Annotated in this window: 21 protein-coding genes; 13 read left to right on the top strand and 8 right to left on the bottom strand. The window is 40.4% G+C overall.

Annotation, left to right across the window (positions count from 1 at the left end):
- The first annotated feature begins 239 nt into the window (after window positions 1-239).
- The 13 genes from MK482_RS02515 to MK482_RS02455 all read left to right on the top strand — a co-directional run bounded on the left by MK482_RS02515 (window position 240) and on the right by MK482_RS02455 (window position 13,021).
- Window positions 240-971: a hypothetical protein gene (locus MK482_RS02515; RefSeq protein ID WP_124787671.1), complete on the top strand. Its 732-nt coding sequence runs from the start codon at window positions 240-242 to the stop codon at window positions 969-971.
- Between the two features lie 582 nt (window positions 972-1,553).
- Window positions 1,554-1,766 (top strand): hypothetical protein, encoded by a 213-nt coding sequence (locus MK482_RS02510; protein WP_124787669.1) that lies wholly within the window; start codon window positions 1,554-1,556, stop codon window positions 1,764-1,766.
- Between the two features lie 48 nt (window positions 1,767-1,814).
- Window positions 1,815-2,033: a hypothetical protein gene (locus tag MK482_RS02505; RefSeq protein ID WP_124787725.1), complete on the top strand. Its 219-nt coding sequence runs from the start codon at window positions 1,815-1,817 to the stop codon at window positions 2,031-2,033.
- Window positions 2,034-2,156: 123 nt separating this feature from the next.
- The gene (locus tag MK482_RS02500; RefSeq protein ID WP_124787668.1) at window positions 2,157-2,849 is read left to right on the top strand and encodes a YjjG family noncanonical pyrimidine nucleotidase; all 693 of its coding nucleotides are present in this window, start codon (window positions 2,157-2,159) and stop codon (window positions 2,847-2,849) included.
- A 61-nt stretch (window positions 2,850-2,910) separates the two neighbouring features.
- On the top strand, window positions 2,911-3,564 hold the full coding sequence (locus MK482_RS02495) for a uracil-DNA glycosylase (RefSeq protein ID WP_124787667.1): 654 nt from the start codon (window positions 2,911-2,913) through the stop codon (window positions 3,562-3,564).
- Between the two features lie 9 nt (window positions 3,565-3,573).
- Window positions 3,574-4,038 carry an NUDIX hydrolase gene (locus tag MK482_RS02490; RefSeq protein ID WP_124787666.1) on the top strand — a complete coding sequence of 155 codons (465 nt, stop codon included), beginning with the start codon at window positions 3,574-3,576 and terminating at the stop codon, window positions 4,036-4,038.
- Between the two features lie 12 nt (window positions 4,039-4,050).
- Complete coding sequence (locus tag MK482_RS02485) at window positions 4,051-5,319, top strand: dihydroorotase (RefSeq protein WP_268717895.1); 1,269 nt, start codon at window positions 4,051-4,053, stop codon at window positions 5,317-5,319.
- Between the two features lie 40 nt (window positions 5,320-5,359).
- On the top strand, window positions 5,360-6,721 hold the full coding sequence (gene pdrM / locus MK482_RS02480) for a sodium-coupled multidrug efflux MATE transporter PdrM (RefSeq protein WP_268717894.1): 1,362 nt from the start codon (window positions 5,360-5,362) through the stop codon (window positions 6,719-6,721).
- A 153-nt stretch (window positions 6,722-6,874) separates the two neighbouring features.
- On the top strand, window positions 6,875-7,843 hold the full coding sequence (locus MK482_RS02475; RefSeq protein WP_049515224.1) for a thiamine pyrophosphate-dependent dehydrogenase E1 component subunit alpha: 969 nt from the start codon (window positions 6,875-6,877) through the stop codon (window positions 7,841-7,843).
- Between the two features lie 15 nt (window positions 7,844-7,858).
- Window positions 7,859-8,851, top strand: a complete 993-nt coding sequence (locus MK482_RS02470; RefSeq protein ID WP_000448714.1) for an alpha-ketoacid dehydrogenase subunit beta — start codon at window positions 7,859-7,861, stop codon at window positions 8,849-8,851.
- A gap of 327 nt (window positions 8,852-9,178) precedes the next feature.
- On the top strand, window positions 9,179-10,222 hold the full coding sequence (locus MK482_RS02465) for a dihydrolipoamide acetyltransferase (RefSeq protein ID WP_061759089.1): 1,044 nt from the start codon (window positions 9,179-9,181) through the stop codon (window positions 10,220-10,222).
- A 45-nt stretch (window positions 10,223-10,267) separates the two neighbouring features.
- On the top strand, window positions 10,268-11,971 hold the full coding sequence (gene lpdA / locus MK482_RS02460) for a dihydrolipoyl dehydrogenase (protein ID WP_061759090.1): 1,704 nt from the start codon (window positions 10,268-10,270) through the stop codon (window positions 11,969-11,971).
- A 60-nt stretch (window positions 11,972-12,031) separates the two neighbouring features.
- Complete coding sequence (locus MK482_RS02455) at window positions 12,032-13,021, top strand: lipoate--protein ligase (protein ID WP_000873983.1); 990 nt, start codon at window positions 12,032-12,034, stop codon at window positions 13,019-13,021.
- A gap of 73 nt (window positions 13,022-13,094) precedes the next feature.
- Here the strand turns inward: MK482_RS02455 and xerS are convergent, their stop codons facing one another.
- The 8 genes from xerS to rexB form a co-directional block, all read right to left on the bottom strand.
- Complete coding sequence (gene xerS, locus MK482_RS02450; protein ID WP_268717893.1) at window positions 13,095-14,165, bottom strand: tyrosine recombinase XerS; 1,071 nt, start codon at window positions 14,163-14,165, stop codon at window positions 13,095-13,097.
- Window positions 14,166-14,452: 287 nt separating this feature from the next.
- Window positions 14,453-14,884 carry a MepB family protein gene (locus MK482_RS02445; protein WP_268717892.1) on the bottom strand — a complete coding sequence of 144 codons (432 nt, stop codon included), beginning with the start codon at window positions 14,882-14,884 and terminating at the stop codon, window positions 14,453-14,455.
- Window positions 14,885-14,972: 88 nt separating this feature from the next.
- Window positions 14,973-16,523 (bottom strand): ClC family H(+)/Cl(-) exchange transporter, encoded by a 1,551-nt coding sequence (locus MK482_RS02440; RefSeq protein WP_268717891.1) that lies wholly within the window; start codon window positions 16,521-16,523, stop codon window positions 14,973-14,975.
- 16 nt (window positions 16,524-16,539) lie between these two features.
- Complete coding sequence (locus MK482_RS02435) at window positions 16,540-17,319, bottom strand: ribonuclease HII (RefSeq protein WP_268717890.1); 780 nt, start codon at window positions 17,317-17,319, stop codon at window positions 16,540-16,542.
- Entirely contained in the window at window positions 17,306-18,157 is an 852-nt protein-coding gene (ylqF, locus tag MK482_RS02430) for a ribosome biogenesis GTPase YlqF (protein WP_268717889.1), read from the bottom strand. Before ylqF ends, MK482_RS02435 begins: the two co-directional genes overlap by 14 nt.
- A 188-nt stretch (window positions 18,158-18,345) precedes the next feature.
- Window positions 18,346-19,524: a hypothetical protein gene (locus MK482_RS02425; protein ID WP_268717888.1), complete on the bottom strand. Its 1,179-nt coding sequence runs from the start codon at window positions 19,522-19,524 to the stop codon at window positions 18,346-18,348.
- A 17-nt stretch (window positions 19,525-19,541) separates the two neighbouring features.
- A complete protein-coding gene (gene addA, locus MK482_RS02420; protein ID WP_268717887.1) occupies window positions 19,542-23,192 on the bottom strand; it encodes a helicase-exonuclease AddAB subunit AddA in 3,651 nt (1,216 codons plus the stop codon).
- Entirely contained in the window at window positions 23,189-26,464 is a 3,276-nt protein-coding gene (gene rexB / locus MK482_RS02415) for an ATP-dependent nuclease subunit B (protein WP_268717886.1), read from the bottom strand. Before rexB ends, addA begins: the two co-directional genes overlap by 4 nt.
- Window positions 26,465-26,532 lie beyond the last annotated feature (68 nt).

The raw sequence follows: 26,532 nt of genomic DNA, 5'->3' as shown, positions 1-26,532 counted from the left end.
GGTAGTCTAAAGTAAAAGAAAGCCTTATCATTATATTTGTATCTTTAACCTGACTTGGTTTATGTCTAGAAGAGGGATAGATTTTTGGCTACTGCAAATAACAATTATATTTTCACTTGCAAAAATGTATTTCAACTTTACCTAATGTAGAAGAAGGAAATATCATAAAATGCTTATGACTTGTTTGAAAGAGAATGTAAACTAAAAATGGATTCCTTTTGCATTTTAGGAGTAGGTAGATGAGTAATTTAGACTTAATTCGTAAAGCGCATATTATCGTGTGGAGTGCCTATCTATTTTTATCATTAAGAGCCCCAGTAATTAGCAACACTGAGTATTTCTTGCTTATTTTTTTAGCGTTTCTCTATTCGATAGTATCGCTACCTATATATTCAGTGAAGAATAAAATAGTATCCATTTGTCTGGCTATAAACTCAATTCTGTTAATGAGTTTCCCGATTTTAATCAATAAATATTTCCCAGGAAACGTTTCTACTTATATCGTATTAATCAGTAATTTTATCCTAGAGTTTTTAATCTTTAATAAAATTGGTAAAGATTTTGATACTAGATTAGCTAGTGAGTATAGGAAAATCAGTCAGTTTAAAAGTAAGATGTCTCAATCTCCTTGGATAAAATATTTAGAGATTTCTAGTTTTATATTAACTATATTTCCATTTATTCTTCATGGTACAGTTGCTAATCGTGTATTGACTCTTATCTTTTTGATAAAAATTTGTGTAGATACTACGATAAAGATTCTATTAAACAGAATCTTTAAGACAAGTGAGGTAATGAAAAGGAGGATATTTTCTCTTTTTGTACTAGATTTGATTGTTTATTTATTTTTAGGCTATGTTTTAGCAATGCAAAAAGATGGATACCTATTTTCAATTCTACTAATTTTTTCTAATTTCTCACTTCCCTTTATCAGAGAAAAAGAGTTTGAATTATTTAAAAATAAGAAATGAGATAAATATGGTTAAATCTTACTTCTCCTTAAAATTAAATAGTGAAAGGATATCTTATCTAGGTAACAAAGTGCTTTAAACGCAGTCGACGATTACTTATTAGAGAACTATCCTAACCATGCAACGTTAAAGAGGAGAAATCTTATGAAACTCGTATCACCAAATAATTATGTTGCTATTGAGTAAGAAGAGATGAGGTGTCTTGATGGGGTTATCTCTACATAAAGACGGGGAATATTACAGTAAACGTAGTCAATGCTTATTTTATGGGGAATTAAATATGTTTAAACTAAGTGATAAAATCAGAATGGTCTTTGCTCTTTTAGGAGTAAGTTCCATATTGGTTAGTATGTATCTTATACCTTTTATTAAAACTGAGAATAAATTTTGGGAAATGCTTTTATTTATATTAGGTGTATTGCTAATTGGTATTGGGTTACTAAATCCCCCAAAAAATTAAATTTTAGAATAGTATTAGTGAGTAGGTAATCATTTATTGATTGGATTTTTTCATGCTATTGATGAATGGAATGGGATGGGATGGAAAAAGTGACAATAAATTAAGAACAGGATGATAGTATTATGATGCTTATTTTAATTTTGATGGTTGTGGTGTTTCTGTATTATGTAATTACAGAGTATTTTCAGAATAGTTATATCGACTGTATACTATTTCTAACATTGCTGATTTCTCATTTGATATGGGATTACTATTTTTTGCCCATTGAAGTCTTAATAGCATTAAGTGGAGTAAATTTGTTGTCAAGATTTTTCAAAAAAAAGAGAAGTCAATAGATTTGCTAGTGGATTACTAAGATGAAAGGTAAAATTGGAATATTTAAAATGAAACATTTTTTTGCAGGAATTGGTGAGATAAACTTTATAAATTATCTATTGTCTCTATGTGTAGGACTAGCCCCTCTTTTTCATATCTATGTAATAGGCTCTGAAATGAATTTTGTGAAAATAGTATTATCTATTTTGGGAGTCATATTTGTAGGTATTTTAACTATTGCTCGAATTTATAGAAGGTTTTTCTATAATAAAAATAAACTTGACTAGAATAGTATGGGTTAGTTAATCAATTGGAACGATTATTTTTGTTATACTTTACCACTTTTAAGTTTTTACATTAAACAACCGAATGAAGTGAAAGTTCTTTATCCTAGAAAGGAAAACACCAAATTGTCTTACAAATTTCTACTCTTCGACCTCGACCACACTCTTCTTGATTTTGATGCTGCTGAGGATGTGGCTTTGACGCAACTTCTAAAAGAAGAAGGAGTTGCAGATATTCAGGATTATAAAGACTACTATGTTCCTATGAACAAGGCTCTCTGGAAGGACTTAGAGCAAAAGAAAATCAGTAAACAAGAGCTGGTTAACACGCGCTTTTTTCGTTTATTTGTTCACTTTGGACAGGAAAAAGACGGTAGTTTTCTAGCCCAACGTTACCAATTTTACCTCGCACAACAGGGACAAACTCTTTCAGGCGCTCATGAACTCTTAGACAGTCTCATCGAGCGAGATTATGATCTGTATGCTGCGACAAATGGTATTACTGCCATTCAGACAGGGCGTTTGGCTCAATCTGGTCTAGCACCTTATTTCAATCAAGTTTTTATCTCTGAACAGCTACAAACACAAAAGCCTGATGCCCTCTTTTATGAAAAAATCGGTCAGCAGATTACAGGCTTTAGCAAAGAAAAGACGCTGATGATTGGAGACTCTCTAACCGCCGACATTCAAGGTGGCAATAATGCGGGGATAGACACTATCTGGTACAATCCTCATAACCTCGAAAATCACACACAAGCCCAGCCGACTTACGAAGTTCATTCTTACCAAGAGTTGATGCATTGTTTAGATAAACTGTAAAAAGTGGTTTAGACAGCCACTTTTTGCTATAATAGAGGCAGTAAAAATGAAGGAGTCGGCTATGGAACACTCGTCTTGGCATGCTTTGATTAAGGAGCAATTACCTGAGGGTTATTTTAGGAAAATCAATCAGTTTATGGAGCAAGTCTATGCTCAAGGGACTGTTTATCCGCCCAAGGAAAAGGTTTTTCAGGCTCTATTGACAACACCGCTTGAAGATGTTAAGGTGGTGATTCTAGGACAAGACCCCTATCACGGACCAGGTCAAGCGCAGGGCTTGAGTTTTTCTGTTCCTGACTCTATCCCAGCTCCGCCTTCCTTGCAAAATATCTTGAAAGAGTTGTCAGATGATATCGGTGTTAAGAAATCTCATGATTTGACATCTTGGGCTGAGCAAGGAGTCTTGCTTCTCAATGCTTGTTTGACGGTTCCTGCTGGACGGGCCAATGGTCATGCTGGTCAGATATGGGAGCCTTTTACGGATGCTGTGATTCAGGTGGTCAATCAACTAGATAGACCAGTCGTTTTTGTACTCTGGGGAGCTTATGCACGCAAGAAGAAGGTCTTGGTTACCAATCCTCATCACTTGATTATCGAATCAGCCCATCCCAGTCCTTTATCAGTTTATAGAGGATTTTGGGGTTCCAAGCCTTTTTCCAAGGCCAATGCATTCTTAAAAGAGACAGGACAAGAGCCAATCGATTGGCTTAGATAAGGAGAGAATATGCCTCAGTTAGCGACGATTTGCTACATTGATAACGGGAAAGAACTGCTCATGCTTCATCGCAATAAAAAGCCAAATGATGTCCATGCGGGTAAATGGATTGGTGTGGGTGGTAAGCTAGAAAGAGGTGAGACCCCTCAGGAATGCGCGGTGCGTGAAATCCTTGAAGAAACAGGGCTCAAAGCCAAGCCAGTTCTAAAAGGTGTCATCACTTTTCCTGAATTCACACCAGATTTAGACTGGTACACCTATGTTTTTAAGGTGACAGAGTTTGAGGGGGATTTGATTGACTGTAATGAGGGGACGTTAGAATGGGTTCCCTATGACGAGGTTTTGAGCAAGCCGACTTGGGAAGGTGACCATACCTTTGTTGAGTGGCTTTTAGAGGATAAACCCTTCTTTTCAGCCAAGTTTGTTTATGATGGGGATAAATTGTTGGATACCCAAGTTGATTTCTATGAATAAAGGAGAAAGCAGATGCTACTAATCAAAAATGGTCGTGTAATGGATCCCAAGTCTGGTTTGGATCAAGTGTGTGATGTCTTAGTTCAAGATGGGAAAATTGTCAAAATTGCGCCTGAGATCAAAGAAGAAGGAGCAGAAATAATTGATGCTACTGGTCTTGTAGTTGCTCCTGGCTTGGTCGATATTCATGTTCATTTCCGTGAACCTGGTCAGACCCACAAGGAGGATATCCATACTGGTGCCCTAGCAGCCGCTGCAGGTGGTTTTACAACGGTTGTCATGATGGCTAATACTAGTCCAACTATTTCAGATGTGGAGACTTTACAAGAAGTTCTCCAGTCAGCTGCCAAGGAAAAAATCAATGTCAAGACGGTTGCGACCATTACTAAGAATTTTAATGGTCAAGATTTGACTGACTTTAAGGTACTTTTAGCAGCTGGTGCGGTTGGTTTCTCAGACGACGGTATCCCACTTGAAAGTAGTAAAGTTGTCAAGGAAGCCATGGAAGAAGCCAAAAAACTCAATACCTTTATTAGTCTCCATGAGGAAGATCCAGGATTGAACGGTGTTCTTGGCTTTAACGAAAATATTGCTAAAGAACATTTCCATATCTGTGGTGCAACTGGGGTGGCTGAGTATGCTATGATGGCGCGTGATGTCATGATTGCCTATGCGACCAAGGCTCATGTTCATATCCAACATTTATCTAAGGAAGAAAGTGTTAAAGTAGTGGAGTTCGCTCAGAGTTTGGGTGCGCAAGTCACAGCAGAAGTAGCGCCACAGCATTTTTCTAAGACCGAAGCGCTCCTTTTGACACAAGGAAGCAATGCTAAGATGAATCCGCCACTTCGTTTGGAATCAGACCGTCGTGCCGTTATCGAAGGTCTCAAGTCAGGTGTTATCACAGTTATCGCAACTGATCACGCGCCTCACCATGCGGATGAAAAAAATGTCGAGGATATTACCAAAGCGCCATCTGGTATGACTGGTTTGGAAACATCTCTTTCTCTCGGTTTAACTTATTTGGTAGAAGCTGGGGAATTGACCTTGATGGAATTGCTTGAAAAGATGACCTACAACCCAGCCAAACTTTACAACTTTGAAGCAGGTTACTTGGCTGAGAATGGTCCAGCAGATATCACTATTTTTGATGCTAAGGCTGACCGCCTTGTGGACTCCCATTTTGCTTCGAAAGCAGCTAATTCACCATTCATCGGTGAAACCTTAAAAGGGCAGGTTAAATATACCATCTGTAAGGGACAAATCGTCTATCAAAACTAGGGGGAGTCTGCTCTGTAAACAAAAAGAATAGAGAGCCTATATGTACCAAACCCATCATTTCAAAGACAAGTTTATCTTATTTTTAAAGATATTTTTCCCTATCCTGATTTATCAATTTGCCAATTATTCTGCCTCCTTTGTTGATACGACTATGACAGGTCAATACAATACCATGGACTTGGCTGGTGTATCTATGGCAACCAGTATCTGGAATCCTTTCTTTACCTTCCTAACAGGGATTGTGTCAGCCTTGGTGCCTATCATTGGTCACCATCTTGGGAGAGGGAAAAAGGAAGAAGTTGCATCTGATTTTTACCAGTTCATTTATCTTGCCTTGGGTCTATCCGTGGTCTTGCTGGGATTAGTACTTTTCCTGGCACCACCTGTTTTGAATCATATTGGACTAGAAGCTCCTGTGGCAGCAGTAGCGGTTCGTTATCTCTGGTTTTTATCTATCGGAATTATCCCCTTGTTGCTCTTTAGTGTCATTCGATCCTTGCTGGATTCTCTAGGGCTAACCAAACTGTCTATGTACCTCATGCTTTTGTTACTTCCTCTCAATAGTGGATTTAACTATCTCTTGATTTACGGGGCCTTTGGTGTTCCAGAGTTGGGAGGTGCTGGCTCTGGATTAGGTACTTCCTTGGCCTATTGGGTCTTACTTGGGATTTCTGTTCTGGTTTTATTTAAACAGGAGAAGCTCAAAGCCTTACATCTTGAGAAACGCATTCCTCTTAATATGGATAAAATCAAGGAAGGAGTTCGTTTAGGTCTGCCTATTGGGGGAACTGTCTTCGCAGAAGTGGCTATTTTCTCCGTGGTTGGCTTGATTATGGCTAAGTTCTCGTCCTTGATTATCGCTAGTCACCAGTCAGCCATGAACTTTTCAAGTCTTATGTACGCCTTTCCTATGAGTATCTCATCAGCTATGGCTATTGTCGTTTCCTATGAAGTGGGAGCCAAGCGATTTGATGATGCAAAAACTTATATTGGTTTAGGAAGATGGACAGCCCTCATTTTTGCGGCCTTCACCTTATCTTTCCTTTACATTTTTAGGGGAAATGTGGCCAGTCTTTATGGTAACGACCCAGAATTTATCGATTTGACAGCGCGCTTTTTATCTTATAGTCTTTTCTTTCAGTTAGCAGATACCTTTGCGGCACCGCTCCAGGGAATTTTACGCGGCTATAAGGATACCGTTATTCCTTTTTACCTTGGTTTGGTTGGTTATTGGGGCGTAGCAATCCCAGTAGCTATGGTATTCGACTCTCTAACAGATTTTGGAGCTTATTCCTACTGGATTGGTTTGATTATTAGTCTAATCGTGAGCGGGGTTCTCTACCGTTGGCGTTTAACTGTGATTATGAAGAGATTTGAATCTTTAGAAAAATCCAAACGCTAAAAAGTTTGTGAAAAAATATTCTTGATAAGAAAATCCCTTGTTTTCATGGGGTTTTCTTTTTTATTTTGTGAAATTTCTTTTAGAAAAACTTTGACAGTATTTGCCAAAAACGGTAAAATAGTAAGGTAAGAAGAAAGTTAGAAAGGCAAGAAGATGTCAACTTTAGATAAAAATCTTTTGCTAGAAATGTTCCGCAAGATGGAAGAAATCCGTCGTATGGACTTAAAAATTGCGCAATTAGTAAAGAAAGGGAAAGTGCCAGGAATGACGCACTTTTCTGTTGGAGAAGAGGCAGCTAACGTGGGTGCTATGTTGGCTCTCAACCCAGACGATTTGATCACATCAAACCACCGTGGTCACGGGCAAGCTATTGCCAAAGGAATTGACCTCAATGGAATGATGGCTGAAATCCTCGGTAAATATACTGGAACCTGTAAAGGTAAAGGTGGATCTATGCATATTGCTGACCTTGATGCTGGTAACCTTGGTGCCAATGGTATCGTAGGTGGTGGTATGGGAATCGCTGTCGGTGCGGCCCTCAGTCAACAAATGCAAAATACTGGTAAAATCGTTGTCTGCTTCTTTGGAGATGGTGCGACCAACGAAGGTGTTTTCCACGAAGCAGTAAATATGGCTTCTATCTGGAACCTGCCAGTCATTTTCTATTGCATTAACAACGGTTACGGTATCTCTGCGGATATCAAGAAAATGACTAATGTAGAACATATCCATCAACGTAGCGCTGCTTATGGAATTCCTGGAATGTTCATCGAAGACGGTAACAATGTCATCGACGTCTATGAAGGATTTAAGAAAGCCGTAGATCATGTTCGCAGTGGTAATGGTCCAGTCTTGATTGAAAGTGTCACTTATCGTTGGCTCGGTCACTCATCATCTGACCCTGGTAAATATCGTACGCGTGAAGAAGTGGAGTTGTGGAAACAAAAAGACCCGATCGAAAACCTTCGCAAGTACCTCATTGAAAACACTATTGCAAGTGCCGAAGAATTGGAAGAAATCCAAGCGCAAGTCAAGGAAGCAGTAGAAGCTTCTGTTAAATTTGCGGAAGAAAGTCCATTCCCACCACTTGAATCAGCATTTGAAGATATTTACGCAGACTAAGGAGAAAGAGATAAAATGGAAACAAAAACAATGTCCTTCCGTGACACCATTATCCTTGCTATGTCTGAGGAAATGCGTCGCGATGAAAATGTGTTCTTGATGGGAGAAGACGTCGGTGTCTTCGGAGGAGACTTCGGAACTTCTGTTGGAATGCTTGAAGAATTTGGTCCAGAACGTGTCCGTGACTGTCCGATTTCTGAAGCTGCCATCTCTGGAGCAGCAGCAGGAGCAGCCATGACAGGCCTTCGTCCAATCGTTGATATGACCTTTATGGACTTCTCGGTCATTGCCATGGACAATATCGTCAACCAAGCTGCTAAAACACGCTATATGTTTGGTGGTAAGGGACAGGTTCCAATGACTGTTCGATGCGCTGCTGGTAATGGAGTTGGTTCTGCAGCCCAGCACTCGCAATCACTAGAGTCTTGGTTTACTCACATTCCTGGTCTTAAGGTTGTGGCACCAGGTACACCTGCGGACATGAAAGGATTGCTTAAGTCTTCTATCCGTGATAATAACCCTGTTATCATTCTTGAGTATAAGTCAGAATTTAACCAAAAAGGGGAAGTACCAGTTGATCCAGACTACACGATTCCACTTGGAGTCGGTGAAATTAAACGTGAAGGTACGGATGTAACAGTTGTTACTTATGGAAAAATGCTTCGCCGTGTGGTTCAAGCTGCTGAAGAATTAGCTGAAGAAGGAATTTCTGTTGAGATTGTTGATCCACGTACCCTTGTTCCGCTTGATAAGGATATCATCATCAACTCAGTTAAGAAGACTGGTAAAGTTGTGCTGGTCAACGACGCTCACAAAACAAGCGGCTATATCGGAGAGATTTCAGCAATTATTTCAGAATCAGAAGCATTTGACTATCTAGATGCACCAATCCGCCGTTGCGCAGGAGAAGATGTGCCAATGCCTTATGCACAAAACCTAGAAAATGCAATGATTCCAACAGTTGAAAGCATCAAAGATGCCATCCGTAAAACATATAACAAAGAGTAGGATTACATAAGATAAGTTATGTAAATAAAATAAAGCTGACGAGAAACTTTGTATCTTTTAGGTGCTGAGCTCTTCGTCCTTAATATCTTATATTCGAACACGGGCTAAAAGCTCGGAAAAAGATAAATCTCCTTGGCTTCGTCAAAGTCATCGTCGATTTCCTATTTTTCAGTCGCTTTTAACGCCCTTTGTATCATATAATTGAATTCGGACGGAGGTCTGCGAAAAAAAGATAGATTTCCTTGTGTTCATCGAACACATCGTCAATCTCCTATTTTTTCATTGCCCTCTGAGTCCTTAATATCTTAGTATAGAATTGGAGAGGTCATGGCTGATGACAAGCTAAGAGCGACTCCTGCGGCTAGAAAATTAGCGGATGATTTAGGGATCAACCTCTACGACGTTTCTGGCTCAGGTGCAAACGGTCGTGTCCACAAAGAAGACGTGGAAACTTATAAAGACACAAACGTGGTTCGCATTTCGCCACTTGCAAAACGAATTGCCCTCGAACATAATATTGCTTGGCAGGAAATCCAAGGAACGGGTCATCGTGGTAAGATCATGAAGAAGGATGTTTTAGCCTTGCTTCCTGAAAATATCGAAAACGACACTATCAAGTCTCCTGCTCAGATTGAAAAAGTGGAAGAAGTTCCTGATAACGTAACACCATACGGTGAAATTGAACGTATTCCAATGACACCAATGCGTAAGGTTATTGCTCAACGGATGGTTGAATCTTACCTAACTGCGCCAACCTTCACGCTCAACTATGAAGTTGATATGACTGAAATGTTGGCTCTTCGTAAGAAGGTTCTTGAGCCAATCATGGAAGCAACTGGGAAGAAGGCTACTGTAACAGACCTTCTTTCACTTGCTGTTGTGAAAACCTTGATGAAGCATCCTTATATCAACGCTTCATTGACAGAAGACGGCAAGACCATTATCACTCACAACTATGTCAATCTTGCGATGGCAGTTGGGATGGATAATGGATTGATGACACCTGTTGTTTATAATGCGGAGAAGATGAGTCTTTCAGAGCTGGTTGTAGCCTTCAAGGATGTCATTGGTCGTACCTTGGATGGTAAATTGGCTCCAAGCGAACTGCAAAATTCAACATTTACTATCAGTAACTTGGGAATGTTTGGCGTTCAGTCCTTTGGTCCTATCATCAACCAACCAAACTCAGCTATCCTTGGTGTCAGTTCGACAATTGAGAAGCCAGTTGTCGTCAATGGTGAAATTGTGATTCGCCCAATCATGAGTCTTGGTTTAACAATTGACCACCGTGTCGTAGATGGTATGGCTGGAGCCAAGTTTATGAAAGACTTGAAAGAATTGATTGAAAATCCAATCTCAATGTTGATTTAAGAGCAGGAGTATTCATTTTTAAGATATAGATAAAGGAAGGAAGACATGGCCTTAGAAGTAATTATGCCAAAAGCCGGCGTGGATATGACAGAAGGACAAATCGTCCAATGGAATAAAAAAGTCGGAGAATTTGTAAAAGAAGGAGAAATCCTTTTGGAAATCATGACTGACAAAGTCAGCATGGAATTGGAAGCCGAAGAAGATGGTTACTTGATTGCTATCCTTAAAGGAGATGGTGAAACTGTTCCAGTAACGGAAGTTATCGGTTACCTTGGAGAAGAAGGGGAAAACATCCCAACAGCTGGATCAGCAGTGCCAGAAGCTAGCCCAGTACCTGCAGCAAGTGCTTCAAATGATGATGGTAAGAGCGATGATGCCTTTGATATTGTTGTGATTGGTGGAGGTCCTGCTGGTTATGTTGCAGCCATTAAAGCCGCCCAACTCGGCGGTAAGGTTGCCCTTGTTGAGAAATCTGAACTTGGTGGAACCTGCTTGAACCGTGGCTGTATCCCAACTAAGACCTATCTTCACAACGCTGAAATTATCGAAAACATCGGTCATGCTGCAAATCGTGGTATCGTGATTGAAAATCCTAACTTCACTGTTGATATGGAAAAACTTTTAGAAACTAAGTCTAAAGTTGTAAATACTCTTGTTGGTGGTGTTGCAGGACTTCTTCGTAGCTATGGAGTTACTGTTCATAAAGGAATTGGAACCATCACTAAAGACAAGAATGTCTTGGTAAATGGTTCAGAATTGCTTGAAACTAAGAAGATTATCCTTGCTGGTGGTTCAAAAGTCAGCAAGATTAACGTTCCTGGTATGGAATCATCACTTGTCATGACAAGTGACGACATTCTTGAAATTAACGAAGTTCCAGAAAGCCTTGTTATCATCGGTGGTGGAGTTGTCGGTATTGAACTCGGTCAAGCCTTCATGACATTTGGTTCTAAGGTAACTGTTATTGAAATGATGGACCGTATCGTGCCAGCTATGGATGCTGAAGTTTCTAAGAATCTTCGCTTGATTCTTGAACGAAAAGGTATGACTATCTTGACTGGTACTAAACTGCAAGAAATCATCGAAGAAGATGGTAAACTTCGTATCAAGATTGAAGGAAAAGACGATATTATCGCAAGCAAAGCTCTTCTTTCAATCGGTCGTGTACCAGACCTCGAAGGAATTGGTGAAGTAGAGTTCGAGTTAGACCGTGGTCGTATCAAGGTTAACGAGTACATGGAAACTTCTGTTCCTGGTATTTATGCACCAGGTGACATCAATGGTACCAAGATGTTGGCTCACGCAGCCTTCCGTATGGGTGAAGTAGCCGCTGAAAATGCCCTTAAAGGAAATCACCATGTTGCTAAATTGAACTTGACTCCTGCAGCTATTTACACACTTCCTGAAGTAGCAGCAGTTGGTTTAACAGAAGAGCAAGCCCGTGAGAAATACGATGTAGCTATTGGTAAGTTCAACTTTGCTGCTAACGGTCGTGCCATTGCCTCAGATGCTGCTCAAGGTTTCGTAAAAGTCATTGCAGATAAGAAATACGGAGAAATCCTTGGTGTTCATATCATCGGTCCTGCAGCTGCAGAATTGATTAACGAAGCGTCAAGCATTATCGAAATGGAAATTACTGTTGAAGAAATGCTGAAGACTATCCACGGACACCCAACCTACTCTGAAGTGATGTACGAAGCATTTGCGGATGTTCTAGGAATGGCTATCCATTCACCTAAGAAAAAATAAAAGAAAGATAGATTAGACTGGAAGGTTATTTCCAGTCTCTATCGTATAAGAAGGTATCTCATGAAATATATTATCAATCATTCAAACGACACCGCTTTTAATATCGCCTTGGAAGAATATGCCTTTAAACATCTTTTGGATGAGGATCAAATCTTCCTACTTTGGATTAACAAGCCATCTATCATTGTTGGTCGTCATCAGAATACCATCGAAGAAATCAACCGTGATTATGTTCGCGAAAATGGCATTGAGGTGGTCCGCCGTATCAGCGGTGGTGGAGCTGTTTACCACGATTTAAATAACCTAAACTACACGATCATCTCAAAAGAAGATGAAAACAAGGCTTTTGACTTTAAGAGCTTCTCAACGCCAGTTATCAATACACTAGCTCAACTTGGGGTTAAAGCTGAGTTCACAGGCCGTAATGACTTAGAAATCGACGGTAAGAAATTCTGTGGTAATGCCCAAGCCTATATCAATGGTCGTATCATGCATCATGGTTGCTTGCTCTTTGACGTTGATTTGTCAGTCCTTGCTAACGCCCTCAAGGTTTCAAAGGATAAATTTGAATCAAAAGGTGTGAAATCCGTCCGTGCTCGCGTAACCAATATTATCAATGAATTACCAGAAAAAATCACTGTCGAAGAATTCCGTGATTTACTATTGGAATACATGAAAAAAGAGTACCCTGAAATGACAGAATACGTTTTTTCTGAGGAAGAATTGGCTGAAATCAATCGTATCAAGGACACCAAGTTTGGAACTTGGGACTGGAACTACGGTAAATCACCTGAATTTAACGTCCGTCGTGGAACCAAATTCACTAGTGGTAAGGTGGAAGTATTTGCTAATGTTCTCGAATCAAAAATCCAAGACATCAAGATTTATGGTGACTTCTTTGGTATCGAAGACGTTGCTGCAGTAGAAGATGTCCTTCGTGGAGTGAAATACGAACGCGAAGATGTCCTTAAAGCACTAGAAACAATTGATATTACACGCTACTTCGCTGGTATTAGTCGTGAAGAAATCGCTGAAGCAGTAGTTGGATAAATCAAAAAGAAGCTGGTCCTACAACCAACTTCTTTTTTAAAAATCATATATTACATAATTTATTTTATGTATTTTATAAACTATCTAGAGCATTCTTTTGTTCATCATTGACGATATGGGTATAGAGATCAGTGACTTGTGTGCTGGCATGTCCTAGCTGGTGGCTGACCAAAACTTGCGATTTAGTCGCATCATAAAGCCTAGTTGCTAGGGTATGTCGTAGTTTATGAGGTGTTACACGAACTTTGAAGTCCTCAGAGTACTTAGCAACCATCTTTTCCACACTGGAAGCATCGATACGATTAGGAACACCTCTGTAGAGTGTCAAAAAAAGGGCTGTATCTGTTTTTTCTGTCTTATAGCGTTGATTACGAATGGCGAGATAATTCTCTAGATAAGGTTTGGCAAAGGCAGCAACATTGACCGAGTCACGTTTGCCCCCTTTTCGAGTGACATCGATAACCATCATTTTTAGATTGAGATCTCTTAGATCCAGATTAACAGCTTCAGATAAGCGGACACCAGACGCCAAGAGAAGGGCAATAATGGCCAAATCACGTTCTTTATTTTTATTAAATGATGAGAGAGCTCGATTTGAGAGCTGTTGTGGATACTCTTGGTCAATATAAGTTAGAAAACCTTCTGTTTCATTACCAAGAAAGAGTTTTTGCTTAATGTTTTCAGCTCTGGCAGCAAGCGTTTCTTTCTTTTTCTTTGTTGAAACTTTCTTCATTACATTACGATAGAAATAAGGCTCCCCCTGATCGTTTTCAACTTCTTCGGTCAGATACTTGTAGAGACTGGAAAGGGCTGATAAGGTCCGATTGATAGTTGTCTGTGAAACACCTTGCTTTGTTGTATTTGCATTCAGCAAAGGACGTTCACGTAGGTAAAGGATAAAGGATTCCATGTCTTTCTTTGACATATTTTCCAAGACAGATAAAGGAATATCAGATATTTTATCAGCGTTTGAAATGCCAGACTCTATAACCCAGCTGAAAAATCGATCGTATTCTTTGAGGTATTCGTACAAGGTTGTAAAACTGTAAGGAACAGCAAGCTTAGATTGGTAGTATTCAAGAACATACCAGGGCATGATTTGTTTTAGTTTGTCGATTCGTTCCAGTAAAATCTCACGTTTCATGTATTTTCTCCATAAATAAGTCTACTAGTAGTATAGCATAGACTCATATATTTTTCAAGAAAATTATAGTTTTTCGGAAAGATGTTGTAGAGCTTTTTAATAGAATAACTAAAATAACCAAAAATGATTTCATTTTTAATAACTAAAAAATTTTTTTCGACAAAAATTGTCTATAATGTACTTTATTCCTGAGAAACTAACACAAAGACTTGGTTCTTTTTTCATAAGAACCAAGTCTTTGTGTTTGATATGAATCTACTAGAAATTTTTCAAAGTCATTCTTATAATTAAATTTCTCTAAAAAATTTCAATTGCCATTTTTGTGTTGATTGAGCCGTTGTATTTAAATTTGCGCACCAAGGCGGATAAAATCGCATGGACATTTTTCCTTTGCTGTTTTTTGTCGAGAGAATTTTCTTACGAATAGCAGCTTCGTTTGGAATAATAAATAGCCCCTTTTTATCATTATCGATGACAACGATAACAAGTTCAGTTCCCAAATCTTCATTGGTATAAGGAATGTTCATGTTATTTTTGTCTTTTTTCCAAAAAACTGTAAAATATCCTTCTTTTTTCGGTGTTCTTTTTGCTAAGCGGCATCTTTTATATCCTTGCTCATCCTTTATTTTGATAAGAATACCTTCGTATTTTTCATTCCACTTTTCTTTAATGAATTCAAAATCACCATAAAACTCATATAGAACATCTAGTATTTTCATTATGATGTATGTCCTCCCTTATCAAAATCAACAAAATATTCTTGATATATTTATTACATAATAAAAATTATGTAATAATATTTTTGATCTACAACAACAAATCTTTGACTTTCCCAATTTCACTTTTTGGAATAACTAGGTGAATCATATCTCCGAGATACATTCTGGTTGAGCCGTTAACTGTTTGGCTTTTGCCATTATGGACTTGGGTGGTGATGAGTACGTTATGTGGCAAGTTGAGTTCGTGTACTTGTTTTCCTGCTATTTTATCAGATACGGGGATTTCAATGAGTGTAACTTCTCCTTCATCTGTTGCTTCTTCTGGCAACATTCTTTCTAGCATGGCCTCATAGACTGGCGCACCTTTAAGTAAATCCATGATGATATAGGAAACTAGGGTTACTAAGCCAAGTGGCATGAGATTGCGAATATCTCCTACCATCTCAGTTACGAGTATCATAGCGGTTAAGGGTGCCTTTGATATTGCTCCAAAATAACCACTCATTCCCAGAATGACAAATATAGGGAATTGCTCCTGACTGACAAGTCCAAGATTGACACAAATTACACCAACTAGAGCTCCAAGTAAGGAGCCAAGCGCCAAAATTGGTAGGAAAATTCCTCCTGGAAGGCCACTTCCATAGCTAATCATGCTCCAAACAAAGCGAATCAAAAAGTAAGCTAATAGAACTTGGAAACTAAAATCTTGCTCAGTTAAGGAAAGAACCAGCTGATTTCCACCACCAAGGATTTGGGGTAAGAAGATGCCGACTGGTATGATGAGAATAAAGGCTAGAATTGGGTAATAAGCTCTATCCAAACGGATTTTTTGACCAAGCCAATCATAAACTCTTCCGACGTTCAATACAGCTTTCTCATAGACAAAACCGGAAAGTCCTAGAAAAATTCCCATAAGGAGGTAAATCCAATACTGATCCAGGGTCATGAGTGGGATGTTGTCTGGCATGTCCAGTACGGGTGTTAAGCCAAATATGAGCAGAGAAACAAAGTTTGCTACGAGACTAGCTGCGAGAGTAGACACCCAGAAAAAACGCGAAAAATGGTGATAAACTTCTTCTACTACAAAGAGGAGGCCTGCTATTGGTGCATTAAAGGCTGCAGCTAAACCTGCTGCAGCTCCACTAGCAATCAAGGAGCGTTCCTCTACTGGACTGGATTTGAGCCATTTGGCAATGCCTTTACCACCAACTGCTCCAAGTTGAATACTTGGCCCTTCTCTACCCAGCATAAGTCCACTGGCAATAGCAAGAATTCCTAAAATATATTTTTTCCAAAGTACGCCCCACCAGTTGAGAGTCATCAATCCCTTTAATTCGGCTTCGACTTGAGGAATTCCTGAGCCTTTGATATCTTTCTCTGACCGTGTTAATTTAGCACTGAGCCAGCAGATGAGTATGTAAAATAAAACCAGTACAAAAAGATTGCGCACTAGGTGCGCTTGATCTTGATAAAGTCCTTGTATCAGGTGGAAGCCTTTTTCGATTAAGAAACGAAAGGATCCAACGATAATTCCAACGACAAGACCAACGATGATTCCTCGTCCAACTTGGGATAATATGGTACTCGAGGCAAAGGCAAATTCTTTCTTGGAACTGAGTGTTTCTGACTGTTCCTCCATAATCATTCCTTTTAACTTAACTTTCTTTTTCTCTTGAAATCAGTAATTTAACGGGTTCAAAGCTGGTTCGGTGAATTGGGGCAACTCCTAGTTTTTCAAGTCCTTCCAGGTGTTTAGCTGTTCCATATCCTGCATTAGCAGCGAAATCATAGCCAGGGAACTGCTGGTCGAATTCCTTCATCAATTCATCACGTGTAACCTTGGCTACTATAGAAGCCGCTGCGATTGAAAGGGAATTAGCATCACCTTTGATGATGGAGATTTGTGAAATTGGTAAATCCAGTTTCATGGCATCTATCAAAAGGTGCTCAGGTTGCGGACGGAGCTGGGAGATTGCTTCCTTCATAGCTAGTTTGGTTGCTTCATAGATATTGACTTGGTCGATGACCTGATTATCCATGATACCAATGCCGATTGACAAGGCTTGCTCCTGAACTGCTTGGAAAATCTCCAGATGTTTCTTTTTAGGAATTTTCTTGCTGTCGTTAAGACCTTTAATTTTACAATTTTGAGGTAAAATAACAGCTGCAGCGACTACAGGCCCAGCCAGAGGACCTCGGCCGACTTCATCAACACCAGCAATTAAGGTCAATCCTTGCTTGTAAAGTTCTTTTTCGTAGGAAAGCATGGATTCTAAACGAAGATCCTCATCTAATTCTGCCTGAATAGCTTTTTTACGCTTGCTGATTTCCTTTTGAACTCCAGAGCGATTATCCTTTTCAAGCTCTAAAAAAATTGGACTATCAAGGTCCTTGACAGTAGCAAGGAGTTCTTTGATTTCTTTAATCGTCGCCATCGAGGTCTTCCAATGTATCTAAGGTATAGTTACCGAGTTTGCCGTCGCGGACTTCCTTCACGAAGAGACTGTAAAAGCGGTCATAGTCATCACGGAAACCGAGGGCACGGGTCATATCCATAATAATAACAGGCGCATCTTCTTCAATTTTCATTTGTTTGAAGCGTTCGGCCAACTTTTCTGGATAATGTTCTTTAAAATAATTGAGACCAAAAATGGTTACCTCATCCATTGGAAGCAACTGGTCTTTGATAGCTCCAGTCAAGGCCAACTTAAGAGCTACAGTTTCATCCTCAAACTTAGGCCAAAGAATCCCCGGTGTATCCAAGATTTCTAGGTCTTTATTGGTTTTGAGCCATTGTTGTCCCTTGGTAACCCCTGGTTTATTGCCGACAACGGCAATTTTCTTACCAGCTAAACGGTTCATAAGAGTGGATTTACCAGCGTTTGGAATTCCGATAATCATGGTACGCAAGGTTTCAATCTTGATACCACGTTCTTTCTGGCGAGCAATCTTATCAGCCATGAGCTTCTTGGCCGCATCTGTTACAACTTTTACAGTCACTTGCTCTTTGGAGTTGATAGCTAGCGTCTGAATTCCTTGTGATTCAAAATACTGACGCCATTCCTTGGTCATTGCTGGATCGGCCAAGTCTGCTTTGTTTAAAATCAAGAGTTTTGGTTTATCACCAACAATCTTGGTCAACATAGGATTTTGACTGGAAAGAGGCAAGCGTGCATCCACCAAAATCGTCACAAAATCAACAAATTTTAAATTTTCCTGAACCTGTCGACGCGCTTTAGACATGTGACCAGGAAACCATTGAATAGTAGCCATAATATATCTCCTTCGGATTGAAAAAATTGTAAAAACGTTTTCTTTCTTATCCTCTATTCTATCATAAATTAGTCTTTTTTGCATAAGCTTTTGTTTGTAATAGCTACTTTTTAAAGGAAGACTGATTTCAAATCTACTTAATTTATATATTAACCCTATATAAAATTCTATGTCTTATATATTTAGTTTTAGATGAGTATTCGAGATAAAAATGGGACTATGCAATTTGTTAGAATCCCTTCTATCCAGCTTTCCTGTGCTGAGGAGAGATGTTCTGCCTGGAGGCTTTCTTTTAGAAAATCTCGAACTTGTTCTGGTGCGATTTCAAACTCAAAGGATTTCATTTTATAGAAAAAGTCAAGCAGATGGTCTGACAGATATTCAGTTGAAAATGGCACTTCTCCACTTTTTCGATATTCTAATAAGAGCCTAGAAAATCGGGCTTTTTCTTCAGGAAGCTCACGAAAATAGGAATTGAGGAGCCAGGTCTGCTTCTGCTTTCTTTCAATTGGGTCTTGACTGGCTATTCGTTGGTCTTTTTCCAACTCTTTTTGGTATTGTTTGGCCTTGATAGCCCGTTCTGTTCGATTTTTACCAAAAAGAATTTTTTCCCACTTGCGTTCTTCTTGAGTCAAGGTCTCCGTAAAGCCAAAGTAATCTTGATAGGCACGTTCTGCTGGGCCCATGGCTAGAACCAGATTGTCTGCATATTGTTTGGCGATTTTATCCCTCTTCTTGCGCTCTTTCTCTGCCTGGATACGCAGTTCTTGCTCGTAGTCAATTTTCTCCTTACCTAGTTTGACAAGATAGAGTTGGTCATCTGGTTTTCCAAGTAAAAAGGGTTTGATACACTTTTCAAGGACTTCTTCCATCCGAGCTTTCTTCTTGGGTTCTGCCTTGGTCCAACTTCCTCCTTGAAAGACTTCTAGGAAGAGCTGGTAGTCTTTCTCAGGTGAGAACTGATTGCCACGATTAGCTTTAAAAACACCTTTTTCCCAGAGCCACTTTAGAAGACGCTCGTCAAAGTCACTTTTATTGACCTTGATTTTTTCCTTTTTCTGGGCTTTTCTGGTCAGATTTTCAACCTTTCTGAGCAGTTTTTCCTCCTCTTCCAGTTGCTGGTCAAGGGTCAATCGATGAAAGTGTCTGACGCAGTCGCTGCCTATAGGAAATAGTCGTTGACCAGTCACTCCGTTAAAGAGTTCGTAGGCGTATTTGATAGCATTTCCACAGACACAATTGCTACGGCCGATACCGTTAAAAATCAAGGAAACTTCATTCCATTCCTTGGTAGCTTGTTCCCAAGTATTAGCTTTTGAAGCCTGTAAAACCGCATCGTGCAGGGATTTTCTAACTGGAAGTGTCATGAGGTCTCCTTTCTAGATTATACTTTTACAACTTGAACCTCTTCTTTACCGAGTAAAATCAAGTATTTCTCAATATTTTCAATCGAATAGGCTCGTGATAAGGCCTCTCCGTATAGGGCTAATTGACCACGATAGCGATCAATGAGTTGACTTGGCTCATCATAGCGGTCTGTCTTGTAGTCGAAAAGAACAATTCTATCCTCGTAAAGTAGATAGCCATCCAAGATTCCACGGACAACGAAGTCTTCCTGACTCTTTTGATCTCGTTTGAGCATGGAGAAGGGTTGCTCGCGGTATAAATGGTCGGTATTAGCAAGAATTTCCTGACCGAGTTCTGTGTCAAAGAATGCAAGGATTTTAGCAAGATTGATCTTATCTCTGACACCTGGGCTGGTTTGAACTTGTTTGAGAGTTTCTGTCAGGCTAGCAAGGGTTGGTCGCTGACTGAGGTCAATTCTCTGCATGAGTTCGTGGGTAGCACTACCAATCTCAGCTCCAGTTACCTTTTCTTTAGTTGAAAAATCTGGCAAATCAAAGCTGATTTTCTTGTCTACTGACTGGCCTTTACCAGTAATCTCAACACCTTCCATATCCATAACAGGTTCGTAAAATTTCTTGATTTGACTTGGGGTTTGAACACTAGGCAGTTCAATGGCTGCGCGGTGAAGAGTATTATAGACTTCCACTTCTTTCAGCATTTCAAGGGCTTCCTTAATGGTTTCAGACTGGCGATTGTCTGCTTGGGAGCTATCTTGGAGAGGACTTTTGTTTTCCAATTCTCCGATAGCTTCTCTAGTCAGCTGGTCTTCACCAACAAAACGATAGCTAAAGTTGAGATGATCCTTAACAAACACTTTACTGATAGCCCAAATCCAATCTTGGAAATTCCTTGCTTGCAGTCTAGTGTTGCTATTTAGTTTTTCATTTTTAGCTGCTGGGTATTCCTTGGCTTCCAGCTTTTCGCGAGAACCCTTACCGATAAGATAGAGCTTTTTCTCAGCCCGTGTCATAGCAACGTAGAGGAGACGCATTTGCTCAGAATAGCTTGCCAGCTGTAATTCCTCTTCATTCTGCATATAGGTCAGGCTAGGAATGGAGAGTTTGACGGTTTTAGGATAGTGATCTTCCACTGCTCCTGTCTCCATTTTGGCGATATATTTGACACCAAGCCCATTTTTACGACTGAGAATGACTTCTGACATAGAGTCTTGCTTGTTGAAATCTTGATCCATATTGAGAATAAAGACGTAAGGAAACTCCAGTCCTTTACTCTTGTGGATGGTCATGAGCTCTACTGCATCTTTTGGCGGTGCGACAGCCACGCTTGTCAAATCGTGCTGGGCTTCTAGGACCTTGTCAATCATGCTAATAAAACGAGACAAGCCTTTGAAGTTGCTCTTTTCAAATTGATCAGCACGCAGTGCTAGGGCATAGAGATTAGCTTGTCTAGCAGGCCCATTTGGCAAAGCCCCAACATAATCGTAGTAAAAACGGTCGTTGTAAATCTTCCAAATCAAGTCATAGAGGGAGTGGGTTTTGGCATACAAGCGCCAAGAAGCTAGTATATCCATGAATTGATTTAGTTTTTCAGCTAGAGCTGTGTGAATCAAGTCCTTTTGACTGCTTGCCAGTTTTTGAGCATTGACCAGTTTCTCATAGAGATTCTCTTGAACTTTGTCCTCATCTTTCTGAAGAGATAAACGTGCTAACTCGTCCTCGTCAAAGCTAAACATTGGAGACTTCATAAGGGCAACTAAGGCGTAGTCTTGCAGGGGATTGTGAATGACACGAAGGGTATCTAGCATGACTTGCACTTCTAGGGATTGGAGATAATTGTTTTGCTCTCCGTCAGTTTTGACAGGAATCCCGTACTCAGACAGGGCAAGGAGAATCTGGTCATTACGACTGCGACTGGAGGTCAGAAGGGCGATTTCTTTAAAGGCAACACCTTGTTCTCTATGGAGTTTAAGGATTTCCTTGATAACTAATCGCATCTCACCAGTTAGTTTCGTTTCTGTTTGACTCTCTTCTTCCTCACCTGTATCGTCCTTGTCGTAGAGGAGAAATTCTGTCTTGTTATCTGGATTGGGAGTCAGTTTGGTATTGGCAAAAACAAGCTGGTGCATGTTATCATAGTTGATTTCGCCGACCTCTTGGTCCATGAGACGTTCAAAGACATCATTGGTTGCTGACAGCACTTCTGAACTACTACGGAAATTTTCCTTGAGGAGAATCAGCTTTCCTTCTTCAGGATTTTGCGCATAGCGTTGGAACTTTTCATTGAAAATCTGCGGGTCTGCCTGACGGAAACGATAGATGGACTGCTTGATATCTCCCACCATAAATCGGTTGTGACCATTAGAAAGTAATTCCAGCATCCGTTCTTGAATATGGTTGGTATCCTGATACTCATCGACCATGACTTCGTGGAAACGCTCCTGATAAGCCTCACGAACTTGTTGGAAATTCTCTAAAATCTCGATGGTATAGTGACTAATATCAGCGAATTCAAAGGCATTTTCCTGGCGCTTACGTTCACGATACGCCTCCACAAAGTCACTCATGAAGGCTTGGAAGGTTTTAGCTAGTTCCCAGGTCTCTCCATGATAACGTTCTTGATAGTCGAGAATCGTTATCTGTTCTGACAGTTGTCCTAGTTTAGCAAACTGGGACTTTCTTTCTTCGTTGTAGGCGTCGACCAGTGGCTTCAAATCAGCCTTGCGACTGGCATTGGTCAGAGCTCGACCATTTTTCTCTTTCGAAATTGCGACAACACGCGCAAGAACTGTTTGATAAGCATGACTGTCGGACTCTTGATTTAAGGAGCCAATTTCATCCAGAACTAACTGAACATTTTCTAAATAGGGAGCCTTAGGAAACTCCTTGGCATCGTTATCCAGATGATAACGGAAAAAGCTTTCCAAATCCCAAAGGGCTTGTTTGATTTGCTCAGTTAGTTTTTCTTTTTCACTGGTAAAATCAGCTTTTTCAAAGCCTTTTAAGAAAGATTCACTCAGCCACTTTTGAGGATTGCTGGTGGATTGGAGGAAGTCATAAATTTTATAGACCTGCTGGCGTAGCCCCCGTTCATCCTTGCCACGCCCTGCAAAATTTTTCAGCAAATGACTAAATTTCTTTTTCTGTTTGCCTTGGTAATGGGCTTCAAATACCTCATGAAAGGCTTCGTTTTTTAGAAGAAGTTGCTCGCTTTGGTTTTGTAAAATACGAAAATTAGGCGCAATATCAATCAGATAGCCATGTTTACCAAGGAATTTTTGTGTGAAAGAGTCCATGGTTCCGATGGCTGCGTTGGGTAGGTCTGCCAACTGACGACCCAAGTGTTGTTTGAGGTCAACATCATCGCTTTCTTGGATTTGCTGGCTGATTTTTTTCTCCAAACGTTCTTTAAGCTCTGTGGCAGCCTTAACGGTAAAGGTTGAGATAAAGAGTTGACTGATTTCCACTCCACGCGCCAATTGATCTAGAATGCGCTCGGCCATGACAAAAGTCTTCCCAGAACCAGCCGACGCTGAGACAAGGATATTTTGACCAGAAGTGTAGATGGCTTCGATTTGTTCGGCAGTTTTCTTCTGTTCCTTACTCGAATGCGCTTCTGCTTCTTGCAGTTTTTGAATTTCCTCCTCAGTTAAAAAGGGAATGGGCTTCATCGATTCAACTCCTCTCTTATTTTTTCAAACCAAGCTTGCTTGAGTTTTTCTCCGACCAGACGTTTACCGTCAGCCAAGTCCAACTTTTGTAGGAAACGGGCTTGACCCAAGTGATAATTGGCTTCAAATCCGGTGATGGCTTGGTGTTGCTGGACGTATGGGGCAATACTTCTGCCATTTTCGGTATAAGGATTAATGGCGAACTGGCCTGCTAAAATCTTCTCAGCTGCTTTCTTGTAAAGATGGGCATTGTAGTCCAGTAGGAGCTGGAATTCCTCATCTGTCAGCTGATTAGCCTTGTTTTTGTTATAAAATTCGCCCAAATGACTGCTTTCTTTTTCTAAAAATAGCCCTTGGTATTTCATAGATTTGCTAGCTTCTACTACTGCACCTGCCAGACTTTTAACGGCCATCAGAGATTGGACAGGTTCAGCCATTTCCAAGTACATAGCGCCGAAAAAGTTCTGCTCCCCTTCTCTCTTTAAGGCAGCTAGATAAGTTGGCAACTGGGAATTGAGCCCATTAAAGAAATGAGGAAATTGGAACTGAGTTAGACTAGACTTGTAGTCTACTACCCCTATCGCTCCATCAGCTTTCAAACGGTCAATGCGGTCAACCTTACCTCGTACAAAGACACTGCGACCATTGTCCAATTGAATAAAGGCTTGCTCTTTCCCACCGAAATTCGCTTCCTCTTTGATGGTTTCGATGGCTGGATTGTGGCGGAGAATGTGGCCAGTCGTGCGAGCTACATCAAGTAGAACTTCCTTGGTAAACTGGGCTTCCAAACTTTCCTGATAAATAGCCTCAAATTCCCGTTCTTGACTGGTTTCTTGGATAGCTTGTTCTAAACGTTTGTCAAAGGAATCTTCGTCAGGCAACTGTAAGGCGCGTTCAAAAATGCGGTGCAAGAAATTCCCGTGACTACGGGCATCAGGACGTAGGCGTAATTCCTCCTGCAAGCCTAGAACATAACGGAGGAAATAACTGTATTGGTTACGGTAAAACTCTGTCAAACCAGAGGTAGATAGGTAAAACTCCTGATCAGCAGGATAGAGCGCTTGTAAGGTGTCCGTAGCCAACTGCTTACTATTTGGACTGGTTGGGAGGGCAGGATTTCCCAAACCTTGCTGGTCTAGTTTTTTCCCCATGACACGCGCCAATACTTTGACAAAGGTCAAATCTTGCTCACAATCACTCGCCTCGCCTTGCTGGTGATAGGCAACCAGACTGGACAAAAGACTATGATATGAGCCCATATCTTCCTTAGACAGCCCTTTGTGATTCATTCTCTTCTCTTTCCGACGAAATCCAAAATGGACCAGCTCTTGAAGATAGGCAGATTCCTTACTTTCACTTTCATTAAAAAGGCTTGGAGCCGACAAGACCAATTGCTTACGAGCAGAATTAACCAAGGAAAGCATAGTGTAGCGATTTTTCTTGAGGTTTTCACTGCTGGCAATCAGTAATTGAACGCCTTCTTCGGTCGCTTGGTTTAAGTTTTGTCTTTCTTCATCAGTCAAAAGACTAGTGTTTTGCGCAATTTTTGGCAAATGATCCTGAGTCAGCCCAATGGCATAGACAAAGTCAGCAGTAAGTGGTGCAATCAAATCATAACTCTGCACCAGAACGGTGTCCACTGTCGCAGGAATGGTACGGTACTGAGATAGGCTCATTCCAGAATGGAGCAAGGCTAGGAAGTCCTCTAGACTAACCTGTGAACCAGCAAAAACAGTCGCAAATTGTTCTAAAACGTGACAGAAAGCCTTCCAAACTTCGGCTTGTCTTTCCTGTTCTAGGACTTCCATAGTGGCTGTCAAATCTTGCAGTTGCTTCGTTACTGCACCTTCTTTTAGAAAGACCTTCCACTTTTGCAAGAGATTTTCAGCCTTTTGTTTTCGACTGGCAAATAGGGTTTCAAGAGGGGATAAAATACGCAAACGAAGAGTATTTAAACGCCCTAAATCAAATTTTCCATGGTGGGATTTGGTGAAGGTTTGCTGAAAGGCTGTCAAGCCATTGATACCAAGATAGCGTATATATTGCTCAAATGCGTCAATATTCGCCTGACTAAGGTCGGTATACAAACCCGTTCTGAGAAGATTAATCAAATCCTCCTGACGGAAACGATAACGTTTTAAAGCTAAAATAGACTCGACAAACTGTGTCAATGGATGATGCGCCATAGCTTCGTTTCTACCAAGATAAAAAGGAATCTGGTACTGGTCAAAAATAGTTTTAAGGGATAACTGATAAGAAGCTACATCCCCTAAGAGAATACGAAAATGCTTGTAGCTCAGGTTGGGATTGGCATGCAATTTCTGACGAATGCTACGGGCTACCAACTCCAACTCTTCTTTTTGCGTCAAACAAGACCAGATTTGCAGGTTTTCACGGTCCTTCTCATCGACCTCCAAAGTGAGCTCTGTAAAGTCATAAGAAGACTCCAGCAAACGAGAGGCCTTGTCAAAACTATCCATCTTCTCATGAGATTGAGAAAGGTCTTGTGCAGGTGTTTGGTATTTAGAAGCTAGATGATGGAGAAACTCCACACTGGCTTGATAAAGATTACCTTCGCTAAAAGGACTGGTATAGGCTTTCTTACTAGCATAAGCACCAATGACAATCTCAACACCCTTGCCATGAAGTAAGTCCACAATTCGCTCTTCCTCAGCAGAAAAACGGGTAAATCCATCAATGACCAAGGCGATTTGAGTAAAATCACTGCTTACCTTGTCATTCTCAATAGCCTCAATCAAATGCGACAACTGACTTCCCTGAGCTAACTGCCCTTGATTGAGATAGGCGGTTACTTTCTCAAAAATCAAGAGCAAGTCTGCCCGCTTATCCTCATCCGTCAAACTTTCTAAGTCCAAAAAACTCATCTGAGCAGTCGTCATCTCGTGATAAAGCTCAATCAACTGCTGTATAAACTGAGGTTCCTGCTTAATCGCACCATAAACACGTAAGTCCTTAGGATCGAGTTCCACAAGGCACTTGTAAAAGGCCATCCCAAGACCGATGTCATCAAGACTGGTCTTGGCAGGTAAGTCATTCAAAATCAGGTAACGAGCCATTTGAGCAAAGCGCGTGACGGTAATAGCAAAAGAAGCCTGCTGGGACAAGCATTCCAGCACGGCGCGTTCCTTTTCAAAAGAAAGAGAGTTGGGAGCGATGTAGAAGACCCGCTTGCCAGCAGCAACTAGCTCCTCCGCCTCTCTGGTTAGAATTTCAGTCAAAGAAGTCCGAATATCAGTATAAAGTAATTTCATCTCTGCCTCGTTGGAATTTTTCATTACCTTTTATTATACCATGATTAGCCCGAATATTCCTCCTCCTT

Source organism: Streptococcus mitis, from assembly GCF_026782865.1.
In the GTDB taxonomy this organism is placed as follows: Bacteria; Bacillota; Bacilli; order Lactobacillales; family Streptococcaceae; genus Streptococcus; species Streptococcus mitis_CG.
The sequence above is the reverse complement of the archived record's forward strand: the minus strand, read 5'-3'. Positions and strand labels throughout refer to the sequence as shown.